The following is a 24,984-nucleotide window of genomic DNA, read 5'->3' on the forward strand; positions in this document are numbered from 1 at the left end:
AAGGCGAGCGGGCCGAAGGCTCTCGGCGCTCACTTGGCTCAGAAGCGACGGATCTTGTCGAAGGCTGCCGGCTCCATGCCGAGATTGCGCAGATCATGCGCACGCGGCTTGCGACCGCTTTCCACAGCCCGCGACGCGGCTACGGCGCTGCCGAACACGCTAAAGACATCGCCTATGGCTGAAAAAAATCCACGATTGTTCATGATGGTACCCTTTTGAGCGCAGTGAGCGCTCCAATTGTGCAATGCAACATAGATAGTCGTGTGTGGCCGGTGCTCAAAGGGGGATCACTGCATGGGCGCCATGCATTTGGCGCAGCGCTGCGGACTCGGAGCCTTGCCGTCATGCAGGACGGGCTTGAAACGAGGACCACGATCGTCTATATGAGCTTCAAATTCTTGGTCGCTATGACGAAGAGTGGGTCCACCCGGTCCCGCTCTTTTTTATTACCTGCCGACCAACAGAAATCGAGTGACAGGACCGAATGACAGTGACGGCAAGCGAAGGCGACGACCGCATCATCCGCGAAAGCGGCATCGATGCGCGCATCGCGCTGATCGTTCAGCCGGTACTGCGCGCCATTGGTTTCCGCTTGGTACGTGTGCACCTGTCGGGCCAGAACGGGCTGACGCTGCAGATCATGGCCGAGCGCGAAGACGGCACCATGACGGTCGAGGATTGTGAAGAGGTCAGCCGGGCGGTGTCGCCGGCGCTCGATGTCGATGATCCGATCGAGAAGGCTTATCATCTCGAAGTGTCGTCGCCGGGCATCGACCGGCCGCTGGTCCGCAAATCGGACTTTGCAGCCTGGACCGGCCATCTGGTGAAGATGGAAACATCGGTTCTCGTCGCCGACCGTAAGCGCTTCAAGGGCAAGATCGCCGAAAGCGACGCGGACGGTGTGCTGATCGAGCGTGACAAGGCCGCTTACGGCGAGGAGCCGACGGTACGTGTTCCCTACGATGCGATTGCCGAAGCGCGGCTGATTCTGACCGACGACCTTATCCGCGATGCGCTCTCGAAGGACAATCGGGCGCGCAAGGAAGCCAGGAAACGCCGCGGCGAACCCGAAGACGCACCAGAGGGTGCGGAAGACGAAACCGAACAGGAAATGTGATTGGGCTGCCGGCCGTAAAGGTCGGCAACAAGCTCGGGAGAAAGAAGATGGTTGTAAGCGCCAACAGGCTTGAACTGCTGCAGATCGCCGATGCGGTCGCGCGTGAAAAGTCGATCGACAAGTCGATCGTCATCGCCGCCATGGCCGATGCGATCCAGAAGGCCGCGCGCTCGCGCTACGGCCAGGAAACCAATATCCGCGCCGACATCAATGCCAACACCGGCGAGATGAAGCTGCAGCGGCTGATGGAAGTGGTCGAGAAGGTCGATGACTACGCGACGCAGATTGCCATTTCCTCGGCGCGCGAGCGCAATCCGGACGCCCAGCTCGGCGATTTCATTGCCGAACAGCTACCGCCGATGGATTTTGGCCGCATCGCCGCCCAGTCCGCCAAGCAGGTCATCGTGCAGAAGGTGCGCGAGGCCGAGCGCGACCGGCAATATGACGAATACAAGGACCGTATCGGCGAGATCGTCAACGGCACCGTCAAGCGCGTCGAATACGGCAACGTCATCGTCGATCTCGGCCGCGGCGAAGCGATCATCCGCCGCGACGAGCTGATTCCGCGCGAAAACTACAAGTATGGCGATCGCGTCCGTGCCTATGTCTATGACGTGCGCCGCGAACAGCGCGGCCCGCAGATCTTCCTGTCGCGCACCCATCCGCAGTTCATGGCGAAGCTGTTCACCATGGAAGTGCCGGAAATCTACGACGGCATCATCGAGATCAAGTCGGTCGCCCGCGATCCGGGTTCGCGCGCCAAGATCGCTGTCATCTCGCGCGACAGCTCCATCGATCCGGTCGGTGCCTGCGTCGGTATGCGCGGCAGCCGCGTCCAGGCGGTCGTCGGTGAATTGCAGGGCGAGAAGATCGACATCATTCCGTGGTCGCCTTCGGCGGCGTCCTTCATTGTCAATGCATTGCAGCCGGCGGAAGTCGCCAAGGTCGTGCTCGACGAGGATGCCGAGCGCATCGAGGTCGTCGTTCCCGACGATCAGCTGTCGCTGGCCATCGGCCGCCGCGGCCAGAACGTCCGTCTTGCCTCGCAGCTGACCGGCTGGGATATCGACATCCTGACCGAGCAGGAAGAGAGCGAACGCCGCCAGAAGGAATTCGTCGAACGGTCGTCGCTGTTCATGGAAGCCCTCGACGTCGACGAGATGGTCGGCCAGGTGCTCGCTTCCGAAGGCTTCACCAGCGTCGAGGAGGTCGCGTATGTCGACTCCGGCGAAATCGCGTCGATCGACGGCTTCGACGAGGACACGGCTTCGGAAATCCAGACTCGCGCCCGCGAATATCTGGAGAAGATCGAAGCCGAGCATGACGAGAAGCGCAAGGCGCTCGGCGTCAAGGACGAGCTGCGCGAGATTCCCGGCATCACCACCGCCATGATGGTGACGCTCGGCGAGGACGGCGTGAAGACGATTGAGGATTTCGCCGGCTACGCCGCCGACGACCTGACCGGTTGGAAGGAACGCAAGGACGGCGAGACGAAGGTATTCCCGGGTGTGCTCGCCAACCACGGCGTATCACGCGCCGATGCCGAGCAGATGGTCCTGGCCGCTCGCCTGAAGGCTGGCTGGATCACCGAAGACGAGCTTGCCGCCGAGGGCGTGCCGGCTGACGAAACCGTCGGTGCGTGAGGTGAAACCGCATCGCACCGAACCCGCCCTTGGACGAGATGAACGATCGCACCTGCATCGTCACCCGCAGGCAAGCCGAACCGGATGAACTGATCCGTTTCGTCGTCGGCCCGGATTCGGCCGTCGTTCCGGACATCAAGAGAAACCTGCCCGGCCGCGGTTGCTGGGTGACGGCCGACCGCCTACATATAGAAAAGGCAGCGGCCAAAAACCTGTTTGCCCGTGCTTTTAAGGCGCAGGTGAGCGTGCCGGCCGATCTTGGCGGCATGGTCGACGCGCTGCTTTCCAGGTCCGCTCTGGGCATGCTTGGCCTGGCCCGCAAGGCGGGCGCCATAGCGCTCGGAGCGACCAAGGTCGAGAGCGCCGTGCGCGGCGGACTTGCACTTTTCGTGCTCCACGCGACCGAGGCTTCCGACGATGGCGTCCGCAAGATAAGCCAGGCGCGACGGGCAACCGTCCACCTCGGCGGGCCTGCGATCCGCGCTTACAAACTTTTCTCCGAGGCCGAGTTGAGCTTGGCATTGGGGGGTACAAATGTGATACATGCTGCCGTTCTCGCGGGAGACGCGGGCAGGGCGGTCCAGAAGCGCATGGTTGCGCTCGACCGATATCGGGGCGGTTCCCCGGACGATCTGGCAATGCTTGCGGCCGTTGCTGACGAAGATGATGCCGCAGAGGATATGGAATGAGCGATACGAAATCGGGCGACGACAAGACGCTGAGTGTTACGCCGAAGAAGACCTTGACGCTGAAGCGCCCCGGTATGGAACAGGGCACGGTGCGCCAGAACTTCTCACACGGCCGCACCAAGTCGGTGGTCGTCGAGACCAAGAAGCGCAAGTTCTCGCTGCCCGGCGACAAGCCGGAGCCGGCGGCAGCGCCTGTGTCCGTCTTCACGCCGAAGCCGGTCGCGGCAGCGCCCGCCGTGCAGGAAGCTCCCAAGGCGCCTCCCCCTCCGCCGCCGGTCGAACGCGGCGGCATGGTGCTGAACGAGTTGTCGCGCCAGGAAATGGAAGCACGCCGCCGGGCTCTCGAGGGCTCGAAGGTCCGCGATGTCGAGGATCGCCAGCGCGCCATCGAGGAAGCCAAGCGCCGCAGCGAGGACGAAGAGCGCCGCCGCCGCGAGCGCGAGGAATCGGCTCGCCGTCAGGCCGAGGAAGAGGCACGGCTGCAAGCCGAGGCCGAATCCCGCCGCCGTGCCGAGGAAGAGGCGCGCCGCCGTGCGCCGCTCGCCGCCGAACTGGCAACAGTCGATGACGAGGAAGAGGTCAAACCGAAGCGGGCCGGTGCCGGCGCACCAGTGCGCCGTCTGGTCACGCCGGAAGTGGCGCGTCCGGCCAAACCGACCAAGGGCGAGGAAGACCGCCGCCGCGGCAAGCTGACGCTGAATTCGGCGCTTTCCGACGAGGATGCGCGCGCCCGCTCGCTCTCGTCGATGCGCCGCCGTCAGGAGAAATTCAAGCGCGCGTTGCATAACGAGCCACGCGAGAAAGTCATGCGTGAAGTGATCCTGCCCGAAACCATCACCATCCAGGAGCTGGCGCAGCGCATGTCCGAGCGCGCTGTCGACGTGGTCAAGTTCTTCATGAAGCAGGGCCAGATCCTGAAGCCTGGTGACGTCATCGACGCCGACACGGCCGAACTCGTCGCCACCGAATTTGGCCACACGGTCCGCCGCGTCGCCGAGTCCGACATCGAAGAGGGCTTGTTCAACATCGCCGATCGTCCCGAGGACCTGCAGCCGCGTCCGCCGGTGGTAACGATCATGGGTCATGTCGATCACGGCAAGACCTCGTTGCTCGATGCCATCCGCAATGCCAACGTCGTCTCCGGCGAGGCCGGCGGCATTACCCAGCATATCGGCGCCTATCAGGTCGAGAAGAACGGTCACAAGGTTACCTTCATCGACACGCCCGGCCACGCCGCCTTCACGGCGATGCGTGCCCGCGGTGCCCAGGCGACCGATATCGCCATCCTCGTGGTGGCAGCTGACGACAGCGTCATGCCGCAGACGATCGAATCGATCAATCACGCCAAGGCGGCCGGCGTTCCGATCATTGTGGCGATCAACAAGATCGACAAGCATGACGCCGACCCGCAGAAGGTGCGTTCGGAACTGCTGCGCCACGAGGTGTTCGTCGAATCCATGGGCGGTGAGGTGCTGGATGTCGAGGTGTCGGCGACCAAGGGCATCAATCTCGACAAGTTGCTCGAAGCGATCCTGCTGCAGGCCGAAATCCTCGACCTGAAGGCCAATCCGGACCGCACCGCCGAAGGCGTGGTCATCGAAGCCCAGCTCGACAAGGGCCGCGGCCCAGTCGCTACCGTGCTGGTGCAGACCGGCACGTTGATGCCGGGCGACATTCTCGTCGCCGGCAACGAATGGGGCCGGGTACGCGCGCTCGTCAATGATCGCGGCGAGCAGGTCAAGGAAGCGCCGCCGGCAATGCCGGTGGAGGTGCTCGGCCTGCAAGGCACGCCGCAGGCCGGCGACCGCTTCGCCGTGGTCAACAACGAGGCCCGCGCCCGCGAGATCACCGAATACCGCCAGCGTCTGGCACGCGAGAAGGCGGTTGCCAGGCATGCCGGCCAGCGCGGTTCGCTGGAGCAGATGATGTCGCAGTTGCAGACCAGCGGACTGAAAGAATTCCCGCTGGTTATCAAGGGCGACGTGCAGGGTTCGATCGAGGCGATCAACGCGGCGCTGGACAATCTCGGCACCGACGAGGTGCGTGCGCGCATCGTCCATGCGGGAGCCGGCGGTATCACCGAAAGCGACGTGTCGCTGGCGGAGACCTCGGGGGCCGCGATCATCGGCTTCAACGTTCGCGCCAATGTGCAGGCGCGTGCGGCAGCGGCCGCGGCAGGCATCGAGATCCGCTACTACTCCATCATCTACAATCTCGTGGATGACGTGAAGGCGGCGCTCTCCGGCCTGCTCTCGCCGGAGCGTCGCGAGACCTTCATCGGCAATGCCGAGATCCTCGAGATCTTCGACATCACCAAGGTCGGCAAGATCGCCGGCTGCCGTGTCACCGAAGGCAAGGTCGAGCGTGGTGCGGGCGTGCGCCTGATCCGCGACAACGTCGTCATCCACGAAGGCACGCTGAAGACCCTGAAGCGCTTCAAGGACGAGGTTTCGGAAGTTCCGGGCGGCCAGGAATGCGGCATGGCCTTCCAGAACTACGAGGACATGCGCGTCGGTGACGTCATCGAGTGCTTCCGCGTCGAGATGGTGACCAGGACGCTCTGAGCTCGAACGTTCGAGTTCGGGCATCCATCGAGACCGGGCGGTGGTCGAAAGACCGCCGCCCAAACCATATGAGACATGTGGTGCGGTCCTATCCCGCGCCCCACGATTTCAGGATAGAGAAAAATGCCCCGTTCAATCACATCAGGCCCATCCCAGCGCATGCTTCGCGTAGGCGAGCAGGTGCGCCATGCTCTGTCGGAAACCTTGCAGCGCGGCGAGATCCTCGATCCGCTGATCGAGAACACGGTGGTTTCGGTCTCGGAAGTGCGCATGTCGCCCGATCTCAAGATCGCCACCGCCTTCGTTTCGCCGCTCGGCGCCAAGGATGCCGGGGCGGTGATCGAGGCGCTCAACAAGCATGCGAAGTTCGTGCGCGGCCGCGTCTCCGGCGCGCTGCGCCAGATGAAGTACATGCCGGAATTCCGCTTCCGGCTCGACACCAGCTACGACAATTTCCAGAAGATAAACGAGTTGCTGCACTCGCCCGAAGTGGCGCGCGATCTCAGCGCCGACGACAAAGACAAAGACGACCGGAAGGACAGCGAATAGTGGCGCGTCGCGGCAAGAAGAAGGGCCGGCCGATCTCGGGCTGGCTGGTACTGGACAAGCCGGTCGGCATGGGCTCGACTGAAGCCGTCTCCAAGATCAAATGGCTGTTCCAGGCGGAAAAGGCCGGCCATGCCGGCACGCTCGACCCGCTGGCGTCCGGCATGCTGCCGATCGCGCTCGGCGAAGCGACCAAGACCGTGCCATACGTCCAGGACGGCGCCAAGGTCTACCGCTTCACGGTTGCCTGGGGCGAGGAGCGTTCGACCGACGACCTCGAAGGCCCGGCGACCAAAAGCTCGGACCGCCGTCCGGCGGAAGCCGACGTACGGGCGCTGCTTTCGAAATATACCGGCGTCATCATGCAGACGCCGCCGCAATTTTCGGCGATCAAGATCGCCGGCGAGCGCGCCTACGACCTTGCCCGCGATGGCGAGACGATCGACATTCCGGCACGCGAGGTCGAGATCGGCCGGCTCGATCTGGTCGAGCACATGGCCGATCGCACCATCTTCGAGGTCGAATGCGGCAAGGGCACCTATGTCCGCTCGCTGGCGCGCGACATGGGCCGCGACCTTGGCTGCTTTGGTCACATCGCCGAGCTGCGGCGGGTCGAGGTCGAGCCGTTCACGCAGGAAGATTTCGTTACCCTGGCCGAGCTGGAAGCCGCCCGCTTCGGCGAGCAGGGCGAGCCGCAAGAAGCAGACGCCCCGATCGACTTCGGTGCCATCGATGCACTTCTGGTCGACACCGCCGCCGCGCTCGAATGCCTGCCGCAGGTCGCGATCAGCGATGATGCGGCAACCAAAATCCGCCTCGGCAATCCGGTCATCATTCGCGGCCGTGACGCGCCGGTAGAAGCGGAGGAGGCCTGCGCCACCGCGCGCGGCAAGCTGGTCGCCATCGGCGCCATCGAGCAAGGCATGTTCAAGCCAAAGCGGGTCTTTATCGGGTAACAGCTGTCTCTCGGCGCATGATCTCCAACCGGATTCTATTTTGGGAAAGGATCATGCGCTAAATCAACAGGGCGACGGCGTCGTTTGCCGTCCGAAGGGATGCGCGGCACCGACGCTGCATTCGAGGGGGCACATGGCAAAGGCTGAGACGGGCAGGAAGCGGGCGGTGCTCAACACACGGCGGCCGCCCGTCGGGGCTTCGCCCGGCACGCTGATCGCCGACCCGGCGGCACGCCGTTCCGAGCTTAGGCTGACATTGATCTCGCCCGAAAAGTTCAAGACCATCGACAATGCCAGCATCGACGACGTCAACACCCATTGCCACAATTGGCCGGTTATCTGGCTCGATTGCACAGGCCTCGCCAACATCCAGCTGATCGAGGAGATCGGCCGGATCTTCAACCTGCATCCGTTGGCGCTGGAAGATGTCGTCAACACCGGCCAGCGGCCGAAGGTGGATTTCTTCGAGGACCATGCCTTTGTCGTCGTCAGGATGATCGACGATGTCACCGCGCATCGCTACGAACAGATCGCCGTCTTCTTCGGCAGGAACTTCGTCGTCACCTTCCAGGAACGCGAAGGCGACCCGTTCGATCCCGTGCGCAAGCGGATCGCAAGCTCGGTGCCCAACCGCTTGCGCTCGCGCGGCGCCGACTATCTCGCCTATGCTTTGATCGACGCCATCGTTGACAGCTATTTCCCGCCGATCGAGGCTGCCGGCGAATTGGTCGACAGCATTGAGGACCAGATGCTGAACCAGGCGCACAAGCATCAGATGCGGCAGCTTCACGAATTGCGGCGCGATGCCAATGTGCTGAAGGGCGTGCTTTGGCCGATGCGCGACGCGCTGGCGACCATGATCCGCAACGACGTCTCTTATGTGAAGGCCGAAACCAAGATATTTCTGAACGACACGCTCGATCATTCGCTGCGATTGATCGAACTGGTCGAAACCCAGCGCGACATGCTGACCGGCCTGATCGAGATGCACTTGTCGCTCAGCCAGGCGCGCACCAACGACGTCATCAGCTATCTGACGATCGTCTCGGTGATCTTCATGCCGCTTACCTTTCTCGTCGGCGTATGGGGCATGAATTTCGACCCCGACACCTCGCCCTGGAACATGCCGGAGCTGAAAGCCTATTACGGCTATCCCCTGTCGCTCGTCTTCATGGCGCTTGTTGCGGTCGGGCTCTTTGCGTACTTCAAATGGAAGAAATGGCTCTGACTAGGCGGAAGTGCCCGTTTATGCAGCAAAAAGCCGGCTTGTGAATTAGGCTGGCCTTTTTGTCGGAATTGCACTATATGCGCCGCAGCCTCGCGCTTTGACGCGTTGCTTGCACCGGCCCCTGCTGGACGACATCCCGGCTGAGGGCGTCCCGTTTCCTCAAACAGACAAGGAAAAACACGATGTCGATTACTGCCGAACGCAAGAAGGAATTGATGGGCGAATTCGCTACCGCCAAGGGCGATACCGGGTCTCCGGAAGTCCAGGTGGCCATCCTTTCGGAGCGCATCAAGAACCTGACCGACCATTTCAAGGACCACAAGAAGGATAACCATTCCCGCCGTGGTCTGCTCGCTCTCGTTTCCCAGCGCCGCAGCCTGCTTGATTATCTCAAGCGCAAGGACGACGCGCGCTATCAGACGCTGATCGAGAAGCTCGGTCTGCGCCGTTGACGAATTGACCGGCGGGTTCTTTCGAGAGCCCGCCGGTCGCGCATTGGAGCATCGGGTCATCCAAGGCTCCATGAAGGAAGTAGAGCGCCGCGCATCGGTTTGGATGCGCAAAGGACGCTCTGAAGTTTAGATTTGCGCAGGATATTTTCCGAAAACCTGGTTTTCGGGTTCACGCGCAAGGCCACTCGGATCGATTGGCCAACCCGGTTTCGAAACAGCAGAGGGCCGCTCGAAACCGCCCATGGACGGTCATGGGGCAGGATTGCAGGACGCTCGTGCGGCACCGCGCCGAATAAACCGAGCCTCCCGTTGTCTTGCCCGTGGCTGCCCGAGAAAGGAAGCCAAGGGAAAGGGGCATCCGCGCACGCTGAAACGGCGCGGCCCTTTCCGCATATGAAGGACAAGACATGTTCAATTACCACAAAGTGGAAATCGAATGGGGCGGCCGTCCGCTCATTCTCGAAACCGGCAAGATCGCGCGTCAGGCTGATGGCGCGGTGCTGGCCACCTACGGCGAAACCAAGGTTCTCGCCACCGTCGTCTCGATGAAGGAGCCGAAACCCGGCCTCGATTTCTTCCCGCTGACGGTCAACTACCAGGAGAAGACTTACGCCGCCGGCAAGATCCCGGGTGGCTATTTCAAGCGGGAAGGCCGTCCGAGCGAGAAGGAAACGCTGGTTTCCCGCCTGATCGACCGCCCGATCCGCCCGCTCTTCGCCGAAGGCTACAAGAACGACACCCAGATCGTCGTCACCGTCGTCCAGCACGATCTCGAAAATGACCCGGACATCCTGTCGATCGTCGCCACCTCCGCCGCCCTGACCTTGTCCGGCGTGCCGTTCATGGGCCCGGTTGGCGGCGCCCGCGTCGGCTACATCAACGGCGAATATGTGCTCAACCCGCATGTCGACGAGATGCAGGAATCGAAGCTCGACCTGGTCGTCGCCGGCACCGCCGACGCCGTGCTGATGGTCGAGTCCGAAGCCAAGGAACTCGGCGAGGACCTTATGCTCGGCGCCGTCATGTTCGGCCACAGGGGCTTCCAGCCGGTGATCGACGCGATCATCAAGCTGGCTGAAGTCGCGGCAAAGGACCCGCGTGACTTCACCGCGCCGGACTATTCCGCACTTGAAGCGGAGATGCTCAAGATCGTCGAAGGCGAGCTTCGCGACGCCTACAAGATCACCGACAAGCAGAAGCGCTATGCCGCCGTCGACGCCGTCAAGGCGAAGGTCAAGGCCGCGTTCGCGCCGGCAGAAGGCGAAGAGGCCAAATACACGTCCGAACAGATCGGCACCGTGTTCAAGGAGCTCCAGGCCAAGGTCGTGCGCTGGAACATCCTCGACACCGGCTCGCGCATCGACGGCCGCGACCTGAAGACGGTCCGCAAGATCGTCTCGGAAGTCGGCGTCCTGCCGCGCACGCACGGCTCGGCGCTGTTCACTCGCGGCGAGACCCAGGCACTGGTCGTCGCCACGCTCGGCACCGGCGAGGACGAGCAGTATGTCGATTCGTTGACCGGCATGTACAAGGAGAAGTTCCTCCTGCACTACAACTTCCCTCCCTATTCGGTCGGTGAAACCGGCCGCATGGGTTCGCCGGGCCGCCGCGAAATCGGCCATGGCAAGCTCGCCTGGCGCGCCATCCGGCCGATGCTTCCGACCGCCGACCAGTTCCCCTATACGTTGCGCGTCGTTTCGGAGATCACCGAGTCCAACGGCTCGTCGTCGATGGCTACCGTCTGCGGCACCTCGCTGGCTCTGATGGACGCGGGCGTGCCGCTGGCCAAGCCGGTCGCCGGTATTGCAATGGGCCTGATCAAGGAAGGCGAGCGCTTCGCCGTGCTCTCCGACATCCTTGGCGACGAGGACCACCTCGGCGACATGGACTTCAAGGTTGCAGGCACCGCCTACGGCATCACCTCGCTGCAGATGGACATCAAGATCGAGGGCATCACCGAGGAGATCATGAAGATCGCGCTCGACCAGGCCAAGGATGGCCGTCAGCACATTCTCGGCGAAATGGCCCACGCGCTGTCCGGCGCACGTGCCGAGCTCGGCGAGTTCGCGCCGCGCATCGAGGTCATGCACATCCCGACCGATAAGATCCGCGACGTGATCGGCTCGGGCGGCAAGGTCATCCGCGAGATCGTCGAAAAGACCGGCGCCAAGATCAACATCGAGGACGACGGCACCGTCAAGATCGCTTCGGCCAACGCCAAGGAGATCGAGGCGGCGAAGAAGTGGATACACACCATCGTCGCCGAGCCGGAAGTCGGTGAAATCTACGAAGGCACGGTCGTCAAGACCGCCGACTTCGGCGCTTTCGTCAATTTCTTCGGTCCGCGTGACGGCCTCGTCCACATCTCACAACTCGCCAATGACCGCGTCGCCAAGACCTCCGATGTGGTCAAGGAAGGCGACAAGGTCTGGGTCAAGCTGATGGGCTTCGACGAGCGCGGCAAGGTCCGCCTGTCGATGAAGGTCGTCGATCAGGCCACCGGCAAGGAAATCGTGCGCGACAAGAAGAGCGAAGGCGAAGAAAACGCCGCCTAAGCTGATCTAACTATGCAATCGAAGCGGGCGCGCCGGAAGGTCGCGCCCGTTTGCGTTTCAACAACAGCCTTGCAGTTCAAGAGTGGTGAATGTCCGCCGAGCCGCTGAAAACGCTTTTCCATTCGTTCGAGGCCGGTGCTGTTTCCCTGCCACGAAAGGATGAACGCATACTCTTTCTCGGTGCCGAGCCCGGCTTTCGCTTGCCGGAAGGGTTTGATGCCAAGCTTCATCTTGTCCAAGGCTTCAGGCCGCACTTTCGCGCCTTGCAGGCGTCCGGCTTCGCGGTCACGCCGCAGGTCGAAGGCGAGGCTTTCGACGCGGCATTTGTGCTCGCTGGCCGCCATCGCGGCCAAAACGAGTTGCGCGTTGCCGAAGCGGTCGAACGCGCAGCACCAGGCGGGTTGATCGTCGTCGCCGGCAGCAAGGACGATGGAATCGCCAGCCTGCGCAAGCATGTCGGCGCCCTTGTGCCGCTCGAAGGCCACCTGCCGAAGCATCACGGCATTGCCTTCTGGTTTCGCCGGCCGGCCGATACCGTTGCCGCGGCAACGCTTCGCGCTGCCAATCCGGATTTGGTGGTCGAGGGCTGCTTCCGCACGGCGCCAGGCATGTTTTCCTTCGACAAGATCGATGCCGGATCGAAACTGCTGATCGAAAATCTGCCCAACGATCTGCGTGGCAGCGTTGCGGATTTCTGTGCCGGTTGGGGCTATGTCGCCGCCGAGGTCGGCGCCCGCTCACCTGGCATATCGGCGCTTGACCTTTACGAAGCGGATTTCGAGGCGCTGGAGGCGGCGAAGGCCAATCTCGGCAACACAGGCGTGGAGCCAGGTTTCTTCTGGATCGATCTTTTGAGCGAGCCGGTCGAGCGCCGCTATGACGTCGTCGTCATGAACCCGCCCTTTCATCGCAGTCGGGCGACTGAGCCGGAAATCGGTGCCGGCATGATCCGCGCGGCAGGCAAGGCGCTGAAGCCGGGCGGCCGGCTGTTCATGGTGGCGAACCGTCAACTTCCCTACGAACCGGTGCTGGCGGCCGCCTTCTCCAGCCATGCGGAGCTCGCCCGCGACGGCATGTTCAAGGTCTTATCGGCGCGACGCTGAAATCCTGCGGGGCAAGCCGGCGATACGTCGCTCGCGCTATTCCCGCCCGCCGTCGGTCTGCTTCAATTCGTCAAGCGTCGGCATGGAAACGATGTGATAGCCGGAATCGACATAGTGGATTTCGCCGGTGACGCCGGAGGACAGGTCGGACAGCAAATAGAGCGCGGAGCCGCCGACTTCGTCGATCGTCACTGTACGGCGTAGCGGCGAGTTGCGCTGCTGGTAGGAGAACATGTGGCGTGCGTCGGAAATCCCGGCGCCCGCAAGCGTCCGTACCGGTCCCGCCGATATGCCGTTCACCCTGATGCCGCGCGGGCCGTAGTCGTTGGCGAGATAGCGGACGCTGGCCTCCAGCCCCGCCTTGGCGACACCCATAACGTTGTAGTTCGGCATGACACGGACCGAACCGGCATAGGTCAGCGTGATCATCGAACCGCTATCCTTCATCAATGTGGCGGCGTGACGGGCGATCTCGGTGAAGGAGTAGCAGGAGATCACCATTGTGCGGATGAAGTTGTCGCGGCTCGTGTCGGCGTAGAGGCCTTTCAGCTCGTTCTTGTCGGAAAAGCCGATTGCATGGACGACGAAATCCAGCCCGCCCCACGCCTTCCCCAAAGTCTCGAAAGTCGCGGCGACCGACACGCTGTCCTCGACGTCGCAAGGCACCACCAGGGATGCGCCCAATTTCTCGGCGAGCGGCTTGACCCGGCGCCCGAAGGCCTCGCCCTGATAGGTGAAGGCGAGGTCCGCGCCATGTTCGGACAGTTTGCGGGCGATACCCCAGGCGATCGAATGATCGTTGGCAACACCCATGACAAGCCCGCGCTTGCCCTTCATCAATCCGTCCATGGTCGGCAAATCCTTATGCGGAATAGCGCTGGAAAATCAGCGTTGCGTTGGTGCCACCGAAACCGAACGAATTGGACAAAACGGTGTCGATCCTTGCATCGTCGATGCGCTTGCGCACGATCGGCATGCCCTCGAATTCCGGATCGAGGTTCTCAATGTGGGCGCTCTCGCCGATGAAGCCGCCTTGCATCATCAGGATCGAGTAGATCGATTCCTGCACGCCGGCGGCGCCCAGAGAATGGCCGGTTAGCGATTTGGTCGACGTGATGAAAGGCATCTTCTCGCCGAACACCTCGCGGATGGCGCCCATTTCCTTGGAGTCGCCGACCGGCGTCGAGGTGCCGTGCGTATTGATGTAGTCGACCGGCGAGGACACCGTTGCGAGCGCCTGCTTCATGCAGCGCGCCGCGCCTTCGCCCGACGGCGCCACCATGTCGTAGCCGTCCGATGTCGCGCCATAGCCGACGATCTCGGCATAGATCTTGGCGCCGCGTGCCTTGGCATGCCCGAGCTCTTCAAGAATCAGCACGCCGGCGCCGCCGGCAATGACGAAACCGTCGCGATCGACGTCGTAGGCGCGTGAGGCGACCGATGCCCTGTCGTTGAACTTGGACGACATGGCGCCCATGGCATCGAAGAGATCCGACATCGTCCAGTCGAGATCCTCATGGCCGCCGGCGAAGACGATGTCCTGCTTGCCCCACTGGATCAGCTCGTAGCCATTGCCGATGCAATGCGCAGACGTCGAGCAGGCCGATGAGATCGAATAGTTGACGCCGTGGATCTTGAACCAGGTGGCAAGCGTCGCCGACGCGGTCGACGACATCGCTTTTGGCACCGCGAACGGCCCGATCCGCTTGGGGCTGCCGTTTTTGATCGTGGTCTCGGCCGCCTCGACGATTGCACGGGTCGACGGTCCGCCGGAGCCCATCACGATACCGGTGCGCTCGTTGGTGATGTCGGCCCCGTCGAGGCCGGCGTCTGCGATCGCCTGGTCCATTGCGACATGGTTCCAGGCAGCACCCTGCGACAGGAAGCGCATGGCGCGACGGTCGATCATGCCCGATGGGTCCAGCGTCGGCGCACCCCACACCCGGCAACGGAAGCCATGCTCGGCGAAAGAGTCGGAGAAGCTGATGCCGGATCTGGCATCGTGCAGCGAGGTCTGCACCTCGTTGGCATTGTTGCCTATCGACGACACGATGCCGAGACCTGTGACTACGACCCGTCTCATTCGCAACTCCTTCCAGCGCGGACCCCGAACCTGAAATCAATTTCCGGAATGGAACCATGCGCAAAATTAAAGTGCTACAGCGTTCATCAGACGTCCAAGACGTCGTACTGTAGGGTCTTCGTTCAGACGGCGGCCGATTGCTTGGACAGACCGACCTTCAGATCCGTTGCCGCGTATATGGGCTCGCCATCTGCCTTCAGCCAGCCATCGGCGATGCCAAGCACAAGCCGACCGCGCATCACTCGCTTGAAGTCGACGCCATACTCCACCTTCTTGACCGAAGGCGTGACCATGCCTTTGAACCTCACCTCACCGGTCGACAGCGCCATCCCCTTGCCGGGTTCACCGAGCCATCCGAGATAGAACCCCGTCAACTGCCACATGGCGTCCAGGCCTAGGCATCCTGGCATGATCGGATTACCGATGAAATGGCAGGCGAAAAACCACAAATCCGGCTTGATATCGAATTCCGCGCGGATGAAACCCTTGTCGAACGCACCGCCGGTCTCGCTGATCTCGGTGATGCGGTCGAACATCAGCATCGGCGGATAGGGCAGCTGCGCATTTCCCGGTCCGAACAGCTCGCCGCGGGCGCAGGCAAGCAATTCCTCGTAACCGTAGCTGGATTTCGAACCCGCCATCAATCTCGTCCCCGTGATCGTCCCGGGCGATAGGCGCCCTTGTCGGTGGTTTCCTAACACAATCTGTTTCAGGCCGGAAACCGGCGCTTGCGCTTAACCTGCCCGTCTGCCCGGGTCAATGCGCGCTATTGATCGCATTCGGTCGACAGAATATATGTCAGGACACGTCCAGTTTCGGCAGATGCTCAATTTCTGCCATTTTGGACCTGTCTGAGGCGGAACTGTGAGCGCGACGGATAGATGGATCTGGGTTGCCGGAAGGATAATGTCGCTGTGGACAAGCGGGTTCGCGAGGCCGGTCTGAGGCCGACACGCCAGCGCATCGCGTTGGCCGATCTGCTTTTCGCCAAGGGCGACCGCCATCTTTCGGCCGAGGAACTGCACGAGGAGGCGCTTGCCGCCGGCGTGCCGGTGTCTCTGGCCACCGTCTACAATGCTCTGCACCAGTTTACCCAGGCCGGTCTTCTCCGCATCCTTGCCGTCGAGGGATCGAAGACTTATTTCGACACCAACACCTCCGATCACCATCATTTCTATATCGAGGGCGAAAACAGGATCTTCGATATCGACAGCGGCCCGGTGACGGTTTCCAACCTGCCGGAACCGCCGGAGGGCATGGAGATCGCCAATGTCGATATCGTGGTGAGACTGCGTCCGAAACGCTGCGACTGACCGGCGCCTTATGAAATTCCTGGATTTGACGCTCCGGCTCGAATGGGTCGCCGTCGCGGTGGCGGCTCTTGTCTTCTATGCAATCGCCGGTGTTTCCTGGTGGCTGTTTGCCGTGCTCATTCTGGCGCCCGACCTGTCGATGCTGGGTTACATGGCCGGGCCGCGCGTCGGCGCCGTCGCCTACAACGCCTTGCACATACTGATCTTGCCCGTTCTGCTGGCGCTTGTCGGCAGCGTCTTTGACAATGCAATGGCGATAGCTGTCGCGCTGATCTGGATCGCCCACATCGCCGTCGACCGCGCTCTGGGCTATGGTTTGAAGCTGTCGAGCAGTTTCCAGGATATCCATCTCGGCCGCATCGGCCGCTAAACCATCCCCGAACCGAAGATCAGCGAAACAAATGCCGGATCCGGTGCTTGCAGCGCTGGCCTGATCTCCGGTTCGGAAAGGTCAGTTCTTGACCTTTTCGCCGGGATAGGCACCCCAGACCAGCGACTGCGCGAGCCAGCCGGTATGGCCGTCGAAGGTCATTTCGCACCACTGGCCATCGCAGGACTTGATCGTGCCCATTACCCCCGGTTCGAGGATCGCGATGACGCCTGCATCTTTTGCCGGGTCGTCAAGGAGGTTGACGCGAGCGTCCTTGCCGCGCTGCCAGGGGGCGACGATCGCCGTGCGACGGCCCGAAAGCAGCGACTGATTGATCCAGCCTTCCGAGCCGTCGGCATCACGCACACGGCGCCACGTATCGAACTCCTGGATGATCTCCATCGGCAGGCCTGGCTTCATATACATCCAGTCGACGGAATAATTGACGCCCGGCCCAACGCGCGAGTTGACGCGGCCGGATTTCAGGCTGACGAAGCGCGGCAGCGGCAAGCCGCTTGGTCCGAGCGTGACGCTCTGGGCGGGTGCGGCGGCACTTTGCGCCATCACCAGTGGGCTATGGATGAGAGCGCCGAGGAATGCTGCACTGAGGGTCAGGCGGAGCGACGCGAAACCAGACACTTTCGTTCCTTTCGGCGCCCGCCAATCGGCCTTCGCGCCCATTTTTCTTTGTCTTCGGCGGAACCGCTTGTTACATGGATGACCGGTACCGCGATCGGCTCTCAGTTTCGCCGTTCTTGGTTAAAGAGGTCTCAACGAGATCGGGTTCGAGGAAACAATGGCAGGCAAAAAGAAGCCCCTCGTCGTCATCACGCGCAAGTTGCCCGACCTAGTCGAGACGCGCATGCGCGAGTTGTTCGACGCCCGCTTGAATGTGGAGGACAGGCCGATGACGCAGCCGGAACTGGTGGCGGCGGTCAAGGAGGCCGACGTGCTGGTGCCGACTGTGACCGACAATATCGACGCGGCGCTGATTGCCCAGGCCGGCGACAACCTCAAGCTGATCGCCAACTTCGGCAATGGCGTCGACAAGATCGACGTTGCGGCAGCGGCCAAGAAAGGCATCACCGTCACCAACACGCCGAACGTGCTGACCGAAGATACGGCCGACATGACCATGGCGCTGCTGCTGGCCGTACCGCGACGGCTGGCCGAAGGCGCCAACGTGCTGACCGGCGATAAGAAATGGGCGGGCTGGTCGCCGACCTGGATGCTCGGCCGGCGCATTTGGGGCAAACGGCTCGGCATTGTCGGCATGGGTCGCATCGGCACCGCTGTCGCCAGGCGCGCCAAGGCGTTTGGCCTCTCGATCCACTACCACAACCGCCACCGCGTGCTGCCGGCAATCGAGGAGGAGTTGGAAGCCACGTATTGGGAAAGCCTCGACCAGATGCTTGCCCGTATGGACATTATCTCGGTCAATTGCCCATCGACACCGGCAACTTTCCATCTGCTTTCGGCACGGCGGCTGGCGCTTCTGCAACCGTCCGCTTACATAGTCAACACCGCGCGCGGAGATATCATCGATGAGGAATCGCTGATCAAGCTCATCCATGACGGCAAGATCGCCGGCGCCGGCCTCGACGTCTACGAGCACGAGCCGGCGCTGAACAGCAAGCTGCTGAAGCTTGCCCACAAAGGCAAGGTCGTGCTGTTGCCGCATATGGGTTCGGCGACGCTCGAAGGCCGTATCGACATGGGCGAGAAGGTGATCATCAATATCCGCGCCTTCTTCGATGGTCATCGCCCGCCCGACCGCGTGCTGCCGTTGAGGGCGTGACCTGCCGTCACGCCGGCACAGTCTTGCCGCGGCAACCGCGCGTTCGTCGTTGGATAGCTTTGGCTTACGAAAACGCCTTGCGCATGGTGATTGAGGTCGGCCGGTCGTAGCCCTTGTGCGCTGTCCGTTCGGTTTCACGAAAACCGAGGCGGGCAAAGGCTGCGTGATTTCCGGTCAGCTCGATCCGGGTCTGGAGCTCGATGGCGGTCCTGTTGTGGCTGCGGGCAAGATCTTCGACGGCCTGCATCAGCTGTTTTCCAATGCCTTGTCCCTGAAGAACCGGCTCGACCGCGAGCTTTCCAACATAGAGCTCGTCTGCGCGCTTCAGGATGAAGACGCAACCGACGATCTCGTTTTCCTTCAGCGCCAGGAATGCTGTCTCCTCCAGCGCTCTAGCCCTGAGATTTTCAACGGTGAGCCGATGCGCCGAGGACGGCGGGTCAATAACCCCGTCCATAAAGGCGAAGGCGCGCATGACCAGCGCCAGCACCTCGTCCCAACGGTCGAAATCGGCTGCAAGCTGCACGATGGAAACGTCGGCAGGCAGGCTCACGGGCTGGTTCGCTTGTAGCGGATCGTGTCGAAGCGTGCCGCCAGCGCATCGTAGAGCAGCAGTCGTCCGACCAGCGGCTCGCCAATCCCGGTGATCAGCTTGATCGCTTCCATGGCTTGCAGCGTGCCGATGACCCCGGTCAGCGCGCCGACAATGCCGGCCACCGCGCAGGATGGCACCAGTCCCGGCGGCGGCGCCTCGGGAAAGAGATCGCGGTAGCTTGGGTTCAACTTGCCGTCCGGGCCGGTTTCGAATGGCTTCAGTACGGTGACCGAGCCGTCGAAGCGGCCAACGGCGGCATGCACGAGCGGCCGGCTTTCCGCGGCGCAGGCGTCGGCCACCGCGTAGCGTGTCTCGAAATTGTCGGAGCCGTCAACGACGATGTCATAACGGGCAATGAGGGTAGGGGCGTTGTCCACGGTCAGCCTGAAATTGTGCTCTTCCACGACGACGTTTGGATTGATGCGGATGATCGCCGCTCTGGCGCTGTCGGTTTTCGCCACCCCGACATCGCGCGTGGCGTGGATCACTTGTCGTTGCAGGTTGGAAAGCGAAACGATGTCGTCGTCGACGATACCGAGAGTGCCAATCCCTGCGGCGGCGAGATATTCGAGCACCGGCGCTCCCAATCCGCCGGCGCCAATGACGAGCACCCGCGCCCGCTTCAGCCGCTGCTGGCCGGCGCCGCCGATCTCGGGCAGCACGATGTGGCGGGCGTAGCGTTCGAGCTCTTCATCGGTGAGGGCGGCTGTGATCATCGCCGGACCATATAACGGAGGAAAAAACTTGTCAGGCGTCAATGCATGCAGCTCAGAAATGCGCCATGGACGAAATTCAAATGGTCGGCCTGACCGTGCCGTGATCGACGGTCAGGAATTGCGCGCGTCCCTTGAGGCTGTCAAACAACGCGGCATCGGTCCCGGTCATGAAGGCCTGGCAGTTTAGTTCCTCCAGGATCGAGAACAAGGCCGCCCGTCGACCGCCGTCGAGATGGGCGGCGATCTCGTCGAGCAGCAGGATCGGTGTCATGCCCGACATCTCGCCGGTTAGCCGCGCATGCGACAAGACAATGCCGACCAGCAGCGCCTTCTGCTCGCCGGTCGAACAGAGCTCGGCCGGCATCGCCTTGGGCCGGTGGCGCACCACGAGGTCGGAACGGTGCGGGCCGTCGAGCGTGCGTCCGGCGGTGCGGTCGCGGTCGCGCCCCTGGGCAAGCGCACGACGGAACCGTTCCTCTACGTCGACGGCCGGCAAAATACCGAGTTCGCCTTCCAGTTCGCCAGAGATGCCGATGTCGGCTTGCGGAAACGGTCCGTCGCCGGGCAGCCGGTCGATCATGGCGGCGAGCAGGCGCACCAGTTCGGCACGCGCCGCGGCAATCGCCACGCCGGTCTCGGCCATTTGCATCTCGATCGCATCGAACCAGGCACCGTCGCGTGAACCGTCGGCGAGCAGTCTGTTGCGGCCGCGCATTGCCTTTTCGTAGTCAAGCGCGCGCTGGCCGTGGCCAGGATCGATCGCCAGCACCAGCCGGTCTAGGAAGCGCCGGCGGTCGGCAGCCGGCCCGGGGAACAGGCCGTCCATGGCCGGTGTCAGCCAGACCACGCGCAGCCATTCCAGCATGTCTTCGGCTGAGCGTGCCGTCGCGCCGTTGATCCGCACCCGCCGGCCGGCTTCGCCGTCGCTGCCCGATATTCCGGTACCGATCTCGACCTGGCCTTCCGGCCCGTCAAGCCGGGCATGCAGCGCAAAGCCACCGTCGCCGCCTTCGCGCGCCACCTCGGAATAGGGTGCGCGGCGCAGGCCGCGGCCCGGCGTGAGCAGCGAGATCGCTTCAAGCAGATTGGTCTTGCCGGCGCCATTGTCGCCGGAGAAAACCACAGCACCGGGATCAAGGTCGATTGCCAACGCCGCATAGTTGCGGAAATTCGTAAGTGTGAGCTTACTTATGTACGTCTGCTGCGGTTTTGCAGATCTGGTCACGACAGCAAGATGGCCCCGTTCGGGCCCTACACCCGCATCGGCATCAGCACGTAGAGCGCGGTCTCGTCGGCCATGTCGTGGATCAGCGTCGGGGAACCGGCATCCGCCAGCATGAACTTCGCCTCCGTGCCGGTCAGTTGCGCGGCAACGTCGAGCAGGTATTTGGCGTTGAAGCCGATTTCGATCGGATCGGACGAATAGTCGGCCGCCAGTTCCTCGGTGGCACTGCCCGAATCCGGGTTGTTGACCGCAAGCGTGACCTGCCCTTCGGCGATCGAAAGCTTCACCGCCCGGCCGCGTTCGGACGAAATGGTCGAAACGCGATCGACGGCAGCGGCGAAACTCTGGCGATCGATAATCAGCTTCTTGTCGTTGCCGGTCGGAATGACGCGCTGGTAGTCCGGGAAAGTGCCGTCGATCAGCTTGGAGGTCAAGATAACGCTGCCGATGGTGAAACGGATCTTGGTGTCGGACAACTCGGTGGTGACTGCAACATCGGGATCGTCGACCAGCTTTTGCAGCTCGCTGACCGTCTTTCGCGGGATTATGACGCCAGGCATGCCCTCAGAGCCTGCCGGCGCATCGATCTCGGCGCGCGCCAGCCGGTGGCCGTCGGTCGCGACAGAGCGCAGCTTCAGCTTGCCGCCGGCCTCGTGCGTGTGCAGATAAATGCCGTTCAGATAATAGCGCGTCTCCTCGGTCGAGATGGCGAACTGGGTCTTTTCAATGAGGCCCTTTAGTCCGACGGAATCGAGCCGGAAAATATGCGAGAACGACCCGGCTGAAAGCTCGGGAAAGTCGGACTGCGGCAGGCATTGCAGGCGGAAGCTCGAGCGCCCCGACGTCACCGTCATGGCGTTGCCGTCTTCGTCGGTCTTCAGCGCCACCTCCGCGCCGTCGGCAAGCTTGCGCACGATGTCGTAGAGCAGATGTGCCGGGACCGTCGTCGCCCCGCCACGTTCGACCTTTGCCGGCGTTGCTTCGGTCACCTCCAGGTCGAGGTCGGTCGCCTTCATTTCAAGGCTGGCCCCCTCGGCGCTGAGCAGCACGTTCGACAGGATCGGAATGGTATTGCGCCGCTCGACCACGCGGTGAACATGGTTGAGCGACTTCAGGAGATTTGACCGTTCCAGGATAACACGCATGACGAAACAGGCTCGCTTGAATGAATGAACGGGTCTCCGGCAAGCGGCGCCCCGCGAAAGGTCTGAACAGGCTCAGAATCTGCGTAAACTGACAGGAAAAACCCGGCAAACGCAAGCCCGCGCCACCGGTTCGGACCGGCTGCACGGGCTTTCTGGGGATAAAAAGGCCGGAGTCCGCGAGCCGGCGTTTTTCGGGCCGTCAGGCCTGGTCGTTGATCAGCCTTCTCAGCAATTCGAGTTCCTGCGCCAGTGTGTTGTCGGCACCGGAAAGATCCTCGATCTTGCGCACCGCATGCAGCACGGTCGTATGGTCACGACCGCCGAACCGCCGCCCGATCTCCGGCAGCGAGCGCGGCGTCATCACCTTCGACAGATACATGGCGACCTGCCGTGGCTTGACGATGGTGCGTGTGCGCCGGTTGGACAGAAGTTCGGTCTTCGACACGTTGTAGTGGCGCGCGACGATGCGCTGGATGTCCTCGATACGCACCCGCTTGGGTTCGCCCGAACGATAGATGTGGCCAAGGATCTCGTCGATGCGGTCGATGGTGATCTGCGGTTCGAAGGATTGACGAAACAAAAGCTGGTTGAAGGCACCTTCGAGCTCGCGTCCGCTGCCGGTCACCGTGCGGGCGACGTGGTTGAGGATCTCTTCGGAAATATCGAGCGACGCATCGTCGAGCTTGGCGGTGGCAAGCCTGAGCTTGAGCATACCGATACGCATGGCGAAATCCGGGGCTGACATTTCCAGCGCGACGCCGCCGTTGAGGCGCGAGCGGACGCGTGGCTCCAGCGACTCCAATTCCGACGGCGGCCGGTCGGCAGCGACCACCACTTGCTTGGCGCTGTCGAGCAGCATGTTGATCAAATGGCAGAATTCGTGCTGGATCGACTTGCCCTGCAGGAACTGCATGTCGTCGATGATGAGGAGGTCGATGTCGCGCAGCTGTTCTTTCAGCGTCAGTGCGTTGTTGTCGCGGATCGCGGTGGCGAACCGCCACATGAAATACTCAGCCGTCAGATAGACGACCCGCGATTTCGGATTCTGCTTCAGCGATTCTGCGGCGATCGCCTGCAACAGGTGCGTTTTGCCCAGCCCGACCGTCGCGTGAAGAAAGAGCGGATTGAAACGCACCGCGCTCGACTGCGATTCCGCGACCGCCTTGGCGGCGGCAAAAGCCACTCGGTTCGATGGTCCTTCGATGAAGGAGGTGAAAGTATAGCGTGGATCGAGTGGCGAACCGAGAACATTGTGCCGGAACTCGGTTTCTGCCGGCATCCCCGGGCGGGGTACCGGGACCCGTTCGACCCTGCTGGGGCTCGCCGTGCCCGCAGAGAGCGCGGTTTGCGTCTGCCTGGTCATCTTGCGCGCCGGGGCCACTTCTGGCTCGACGTTGTTGCGGCCCTGCCGTGTGGCGGTGCGAACCACTATCTCGATCTTGAGGATCTCCGGATCCTCGTGCTTCCACAACTCGGTGATGAGATCGAGATAGTGGCCGTTGATCCATGAACGCAGGAATGCGGTTGGCACTGAGATGCGGACAATGCCCTTAGAGGATTCAGCGACCTTCATGCGCCCGAACCAGCTCGAATAGACCTCGGTTCCCAGACGCGCCTTCAACTGGGCCTTGACCCGATCGAACTTCTGTTCAGCTTCATTGGAAGCCGCCATGTCGTTCCTTCCGATTAACGTTCCAGGAAATGGGAGGTCGCCTGTAAGCTCCCTTTCGATGCCGCCGCTCTGCATGATCGAGTTCCTTGTCTCTTGTACCTGTTTTCCGCCGGGGATGCGCCTCCTGCATCCATGTTTCCGGCGACCGTGTCTTCGCTGCGACACCATCGCCGCCGCCGGCTGATGAATCGCCTCGTTGTCGGTCCGGCGCCGAAGAGCCGATCCGCTTTGGTCATGTCAGGGCAACAAAATGCCGTCCGGCGAAAAACCGCCGGCGCACCGTCGACCTGCCATGTACAATTACGCCAGTCCCCTACCGTATCGAAAAGACAAACCAACCCCGTCCGCGGAGTTGAATCCGCGGTGTAAACTCTGCCAATTTGAGCTGGCCGGTTTCAGGCTGGTCAAGGGCCAAGGGCCCGTCCCTTCGATGGACAGACATTACCGAAATCGCTGTGGATAGGGCAAGGCCACCCCTAACGGATTTTTAAGGAATCTGACTAGAAAGGGACGTTTCGAACGCCATGCTGCAACAGTTGATTTTGACAAAGCCATTGTGATTCAAACCCTTTTCCGGCGAATGTGAAAAAGGCCACACAATGCGAAATTTTCTGAAATAATTCACTTGACAGCCTATTGCCGCCTATCGGCCACAGCCGATGTGAACAAGCTGTGGATCACCATCGGTAAGCCTCTGAAAAAAAACAGTAATCTGTGACGCTCGGAAATTTTCGTATTGGCGGTTTCGAAGGCTGCGAATATCAGCGGGCATGTATATGCCGGCAAAGCATTTCGAACTTTGAAATGCACCCGGAGCGCCATTTTGCGGGCTTTCTTTTAAGTACTTGCCGGCAAACGAAAAAAAACCCGGCGCGATTGGCCGGGTTTGAAGAAGCGCAGTTCAGGAAAAGGTATATTAGGCCGACAGCACCTTGACCCGTTGGGCCAACCGCGACACCTTGCGCGATGCCGTGTTCTTGTGCACCACGCCCTTGGTCGCGGCGCGCATCAATTCCGGCTCGGCCACCTTGAAGGCAGCCTGTGCGGCCGCCTTATCGCCAGCCGCGAGCGCCTCTTCGACCTGGCGGATGTAGGTCCGGACGCGGGAGCGGCGGTTCTTGTTGATCGCTGCGCGACGGGCGATCTTGCGCGTTGCCTTTTTGGCCGAGGAGGTATTGGCCATGGTGCCTCTCTTCTGATCTGGTGGGCGCTTG

At 62.1% G+C, this 24,984-nt stretch carries 24 protein-coding genes; 13 read left to right on the forward strand and 11 right to left on the reverse strand.

The annotated features are described in order from the left end of the window. Window positions 1–38: 38 nt before the first annotated feature. A complete protein-coding gene (locus NKK47_RS12025; protein WP_352448601.1) occupies window positions 39–203 on the reverse strand; it encodes a hypothetical protein in 165 nt (54 codons plus the stop codon). A 281-nt stretch (window positions 204–484) separates the two neighbouring features. Here NKK47_RS12025 and rimP point away from each other — a divergent pair, with 281 nt between their 5' ends. The 10 genes from rimP (at window position 485) to NKK47_RS12075 (ending at window position 12,853) form a co-directional block, all read left to right on the forward strand. Next, window positions 485–1,117 carry a ribosome maturation factor RimP gene (gene rimP, locus NKK47_RS12030; RefSeq protein ID WP_023676900.1) on the forward strand — a complete coding sequence of 211 codons (633 nt, stop codon included), beginning with the start codon at window positions 485–487 and terminating at the stop codon, window positions 1,115–1,117. 47 nt (window positions 1,118–1,164) lie between these two features. Then, on the forward strand, window positions 1,165–2,760 hold the full coding sequence (nusA, locus tag NKK47_RS12035; RefSeq protein WP_023676901.1) for a transcription termination factor NusA: 1,596 nt from the start codon (window positions 1,165–1,167) through the stop codon (window positions 2,758–2,760). Window positions 2,761–2,798: 38 nt separating this feature from the next. Then, the gene (locus tag NKK47_RS12040; RefSeq protein WP_352455116.1) at window positions 2,799–3,449 is read left to right on the forward strand and encodes an RNA-binding protein; all 651 of its coding nucleotides are present in this window, start codon (window positions 2,799–2,801) and stop codon (window positions 3,447–3,449) included. Further along, window positions 3,446–6,013, forward strand: coding sequence for a translation initiation factor IF-2 (gene infB / locus NKK47_RS12045; protein WP_352570339.1), 2,568 nt, complete (start codon window positions 3,446–3,448; stop codon window positions 6,011–6,013). Before NKK47_RS12040 ends, infB begins: the two co-directional genes overlap by 4 nt. 123 nt (window positions 6,014–6,136) lie before the next feature. Further along, window positions 6,137–6,562 (forward strand): 30S ribosome-binding factor RbfA, encoded by a 426-nt coding sequence (gene rbfA / locus NKK47_RS12050; protein WP_023676904.1) that lies wholly within the window; start codon window positions 6,137–6,139, stop codon window positions 6,560–6,562. Continuing rightward, window positions 6,562–7,515, forward strand: a complete 954-nt coding sequence (gene truB / locus NKK47_RS12055) for a tRNA pseudouridine(55) synthase TruB (RefSeq protein ID WP_352455118.1) — start codon at window positions 6,562–6,564, stop codon at window positions 7,513–7,515. The genes rbfA and truB overlap by 1 nt, the downstream gene beginning before the upstream one ends. 133 nt (window positions 7,516–7,648) lie before the next feature. Then, a complete protein-coding gene (corA, locus tag NKK47_RS12060) occupies window positions 7,649–8,743 on the forward strand; it encodes a magnesium/cobalt transporter CorA (protein ID WP_023676906.1) in 1,095 nt (364 codons plus the stop codon). A 140-nt stretch (window positions 8,744–8,883) separates the two neighbouring features. Beyond that, window positions 8,884–9,195, forward strand: coding sequence for a 30S ribosomal protein S15 (rpsO, locus tag NKK47_RS12065; protein WP_280940423.1), 312 nt, complete (start codon window positions 8,884–8,886; stop codon window positions 9,193–9,195). Between the two features lie 407 nt (window positions 9,196–9,602). Next, window positions 9,603–11,750, forward strand: coding sequence for a polyribonucleotide nucleotidyltransferase (gene pnp, locus NKK47_RS12070; RefSeq protein ID WP_292654001.1), 2,148 nt, complete (start codon window positions 9,603–9,605; stop codon window positions 11,748–11,750). An 89-nt stretch (window positions 11,751–11,839) separates the two neighbouring features. Next, entirely contained in the window at window positions 11,840–12,853 is a 1,014-nt protein-coding gene (locus NKK47_RS12075; RefSeq protein WP_352570340.1) for a class I SAM-dependent methyltransferase, read from the forward strand. 36 nt (window positions 12,854–12,889) lie between these two features. Here NKK47_RS12075 and fabI read toward each other — a convergent pair whose 3' ends face one another. The 3 genes from fabI to fabA all read right to left on the reverse strand — a co-directional run bounded on the left by fabI (window position 12,890) and on the right by fabA (window position 15,577). Next, window positions 12,890–13,702 (reverse strand): enoyl-ACP reductase FabI, encoded by an 813-nt coding sequence (gene fabI / locus NKK47_RS12080; RefSeq protein ID WP_023676910.1) that lies wholly within the window; start codon window positions 13,700–13,702, stop codon window positions 12,890–12,892. Between the two features lie 13 nt (window positions 13,703–13,715). After that, complete coding sequence (fabB, locus tag NKK47_RS12085) at window positions 13,716–14,936, reverse strand: beta-ketoacyl-ACP synthase I (protein ID WP_352570342.1); 1,221 nt, start codon at window positions 14,934–14,936, stop codon at window positions 13,716–13,718. Window positions 14,937–15,058: 122 nt separating this feature from the next. Beyond that, on the reverse strand, window positions 15,059–15,577 hold the full coding sequence (gene fabA / locus NKK47_RS12090; RefSeq protein WP_023676912.1) for a 3-hydroxyacyl-[acyl-carrier-protein] dehydratase FabA: 519 nt from the start codon (window positions 15,575–15,577) through the stop codon (window positions 15,059–15,061). A gap of 240 nt (window positions 15,578–15,817) precedes the next feature. Here fabA and irrA point away from each other — a divergent pair, with 240 nt between their 5' ends. Beyond that, a complete protein-coding gene (irrA, locus tag NKK47_RS12095) occupies window positions 15,818–16,249 on the forward strand; it encodes an iron response transcriptional regulator IrrA (protein ID WP_023676913.1) in 432 nt (143 codons plus the stop codon). 10 nt (window positions 16,250–16,259) lie between these two features. Continuing rightward, window positions 16,260–16,619: a DUF4260 domain-containing protein gene (locus NKK47_RS12100; protein ID WP_352576937.1), complete on the forward strand. Its 360-nt coding sequence runs from the start codon at window positions 16,260–16,262 to the stop codon at window positions 16,617–16,619. 81 nt (window positions 16,620–16,700) lie between these two features. Here the strand turns inward: NKK47_RS12100 and NKK47_RS12105 are convergent, their stop codons facing one another. After that, window positions 16,701–17,258: an SH3 domain-containing protein gene (locus NKK47_RS12105; RefSeq protein WP_023676915.1), complete on the reverse strand. Its 558-nt coding sequence runs from the start codon at window positions 17,256–17,258 to the stop codon at window positions 16,701–16,703. A gap of 157 nt (window positions 17,259–17,415) precedes the next feature. Between NKK47_RS12105 and NKK47_RS12110 the strand changes: the two genes are divergently transcribed. Beyond that, window positions 17,416–18,417, forward strand: coding sequence for a 2-hydroxyacid dehydrogenase (locus NKK47_RS12110; RefSeq protein ID WP_352570345.1), 1,002 nt, complete (start codon window positions 17,416–17,418; stop codon window positions 18,415–18,417). Window positions 18,418–18,481: 64 nt separating this feature from the next. Here NKK47_RS12110 and NKK47_RS12115 read toward each other — a convergent pair whose 3' ends face one another. The 6 genes from NKK47_RS12115 to rpsT all read right to left on the reverse strand — a co-directional run bounded on the left by NKK47_RS12115 (window position 18,482) and on the right by rpsT (window position 24,953). Next, window positions 18,482–18,970, reverse strand: a complete 489-nt coding sequence (locus tag NKK47_RS12115) for a GNAT family N-acetyltransferase (RefSeq protein ID WP_352570346.1) — start codon at window positions 18,968–18,970, stop codon at window positions 18,482–18,484. Continuing rightward, entirely contained in the window at window positions 18,967–19,728 is a 762-nt protein-coding gene (locus tag NKK47_RS12120) for a molybdopterin-synthase adenylyltransferase MoeB (RefSeq protein WP_352570347.1), read from the reverse strand. Before NKK47_RS12120 ends, NKK47_RS12115 begins: the two co-directional genes overlap by 4 nt. Window positions 19,729–19,804: 76 nt before the next feature. Beyond that, the gene (gene recF / locus NKK47_RS12125; RefSeq protein ID WP_352576939.1) at window positions 19,805–20,953 is read right to left on the reverse strand and encodes a DNA replication/repair protein RecF; all 1,149 of its coding nucleotides are present in this window, start codon (window positions 20,951–20,953) and stop codon (window positions 19,805–19,807) included. A gap of 26 nt (window positions 20,954–20,979) precedes the next feature. Then, on the reverse strand, window positions 20,980–22,098 hold the full coding sequence (gene dnaN / locus NKK47_RS12130) for a DNA polymerase III subunit beta (protein WP_023676920.1): 1,119 nt from the start codon (window positions 22,096–22,098) through the stop codon (window positions 20,980–20,982). A gap of 199 nt (window positions 22,099–22,297) precedes the next feature. After that, window positions 22,298–23,770: a chromosomal replication initiator protein DnaA gene (dnaA, locus tag NKK47_RS12135; RefSeq protein WP_352570349.1), complete on the reverse strand. Its 1,473-nt coding sequence runs from the start codon at window positions 23,768–23,770 to the stop codon at window positions 22,298–22,300. Window positions 23,771–24,686: 916 nt separating this feature from the next. Continuing rightward, window positions 24,687–24,953: a 30S ribosomal protein S20 gene (gene rpsT, locus NKK47_RS12140; protein WP_023676922.1), complete on the reverse strand. Its 267-nt coding sequence runs from the start codon at window positions 24,951–24,953 to the stop codon at window positions 24,687–24,689. Window positions 24,954–24,984: the final 31 nt, after the last annotated feature.

Source organism: Mesorhizobium sp. M0019, assembly GCF_040323975.1.
In the GTDB taxonomy this organism is placed as follows: domain Bacteria; phylum Pseudomonadota; class Alphaproteobacteria; order Rhizobiales; family Rhizobiaceae; genus Mesorhizobium.

Excerpts from the sequence above, each read along its gene's own strand:
- NKK47_RS12025 (WP_352448601.1), bottom strand. The coding sequence starts at position 203 with ATGAACAATCGTGGATTTTTTTCAGCCATAGGCGATGTCTTTAGCGTG.
- rimP (WP_023676900.1), top strand. The coding sequence starts at position 485 with ATGACAGTGACGGCAAGCGAAGGCGACGACCGCATCATCCGCGAAAGC.
- nusA (WP_023676901.1), top strand. The coding sequence starts at position 1,165 with ATGGTTGTAAGCGCCAACAGGCTTGAACTGCTGCAGATCGCCGATGCG.
- NKK47_RS12040 (WP_352455116.1), top strand. The coding sequence starts at position 2,799 with ATGAACGATCGCACCTGCATCGTCACCCGCAGGCAAGCCGAACCGGAT.
- infB (WP_352570339.1), top strand. The coding sequence starts at position 3,446 with ATGAGCGATACGAAATCGGGCGACGACAAGACGCTGAGTGTTACGCCG.
- rbfA (WP_023676904.1), top strand. The coding sequence starts at position 6,137 with ATGCCCCGTTCAATCACATCAGGCCCATCCCAGCGCATGCTTCGCGTA.
- corA (WP_023676906.1), top strand. The coding sequence starts at position 7,649 with ATGGCAAAGGCTGAGACGGGCAGGAAGCGGGCGGTGCTCAACACACGG.
- pnp (WP_292654001.1), top strand. The coding sequence starts at position 9,603 with ATGTTCAATTACCACAAAGTGGAAATCGAATGGGGCGGCCGTCCGCTC.
- NKK47_RS12075 (WP_352570340.1), top strand. The coding sequence starts at position 11,840 with ATGTCCGCCGAGCCGCTGAAAACGCTTTTCCATTCGTTCGAGGCCGGT.
- fabI (WP_023676910.1), bottom strand. The coding sequence starts at position 13,702 with ATGGACGGATTGATGAAGGGCAAGCGCGGGCTTGTCATGGGTGTTGCC.
- fabB (WP_352570342.1), bottom strand. The coding sequence starts at position 14,936 with ATGAGACGGGTCGTAGTCACAGGTCTCGGCATCGTGTCGTCGATAGGC.
- fabA (WP_023676912.1), bottom strand. The coding sequence starts at position 15,577 with ATGGCGGGTTCGAAATCCAGCTACGGTTACGAGGAATTGCTTGCCTGC.
- irrA (WP_023676913.1), top strand. The coding sequence starts at position 15,818 with ATGGATCTGGGTTGCCGGAAGGATAATGTCGCTGTGGACAAGCGGGTT.
- NKK47_RS12100 (WP_352576937.1), top strand. The coding sequence starts at position 16,260 with ATGAAATTCCTGGATTTGACGCTCCGGCTCGAATGGGTCGCCGTCGCG.
- NKK47_RS12110 (WP_352570345.1), top strand. The coding sequence starts at position 17,416 with ATGGCAGGCAAAAAGAAGCCCCTCGTCGTCATCACGCGCAAGTTGCCC.
- NKK47_RS12120 (WP_352570347.1), bottom strand. The coding sequence starts at position 19,728 with ATGATCACAGCCGCCCTCACCGATGAAGAGCTCGAACGCTACGCCCGC.
- dnaN (WP_023676920.1), bottom strand. The coding sequence starts at position 22,098 with ATGCGTGTTATCCTGGAACGGTCAAATCTCCTGAAGTCGCTCAACCAT.
- dnaA (WP_352570349.1), bottom strand. The coding sequence starts at position 23,770 with ATGGCGGCTTCCAATGAAGCTGAACAGAAGTTCGATCGGGTCAAGGCC.
- rpsT (WP_023676922.1), bottom strand. The coding sequence starts at position 24,953 with ATGGCCAATACCTCCTCGGCCAAAAAGGCAACGCGCAAGATCGCCCGT.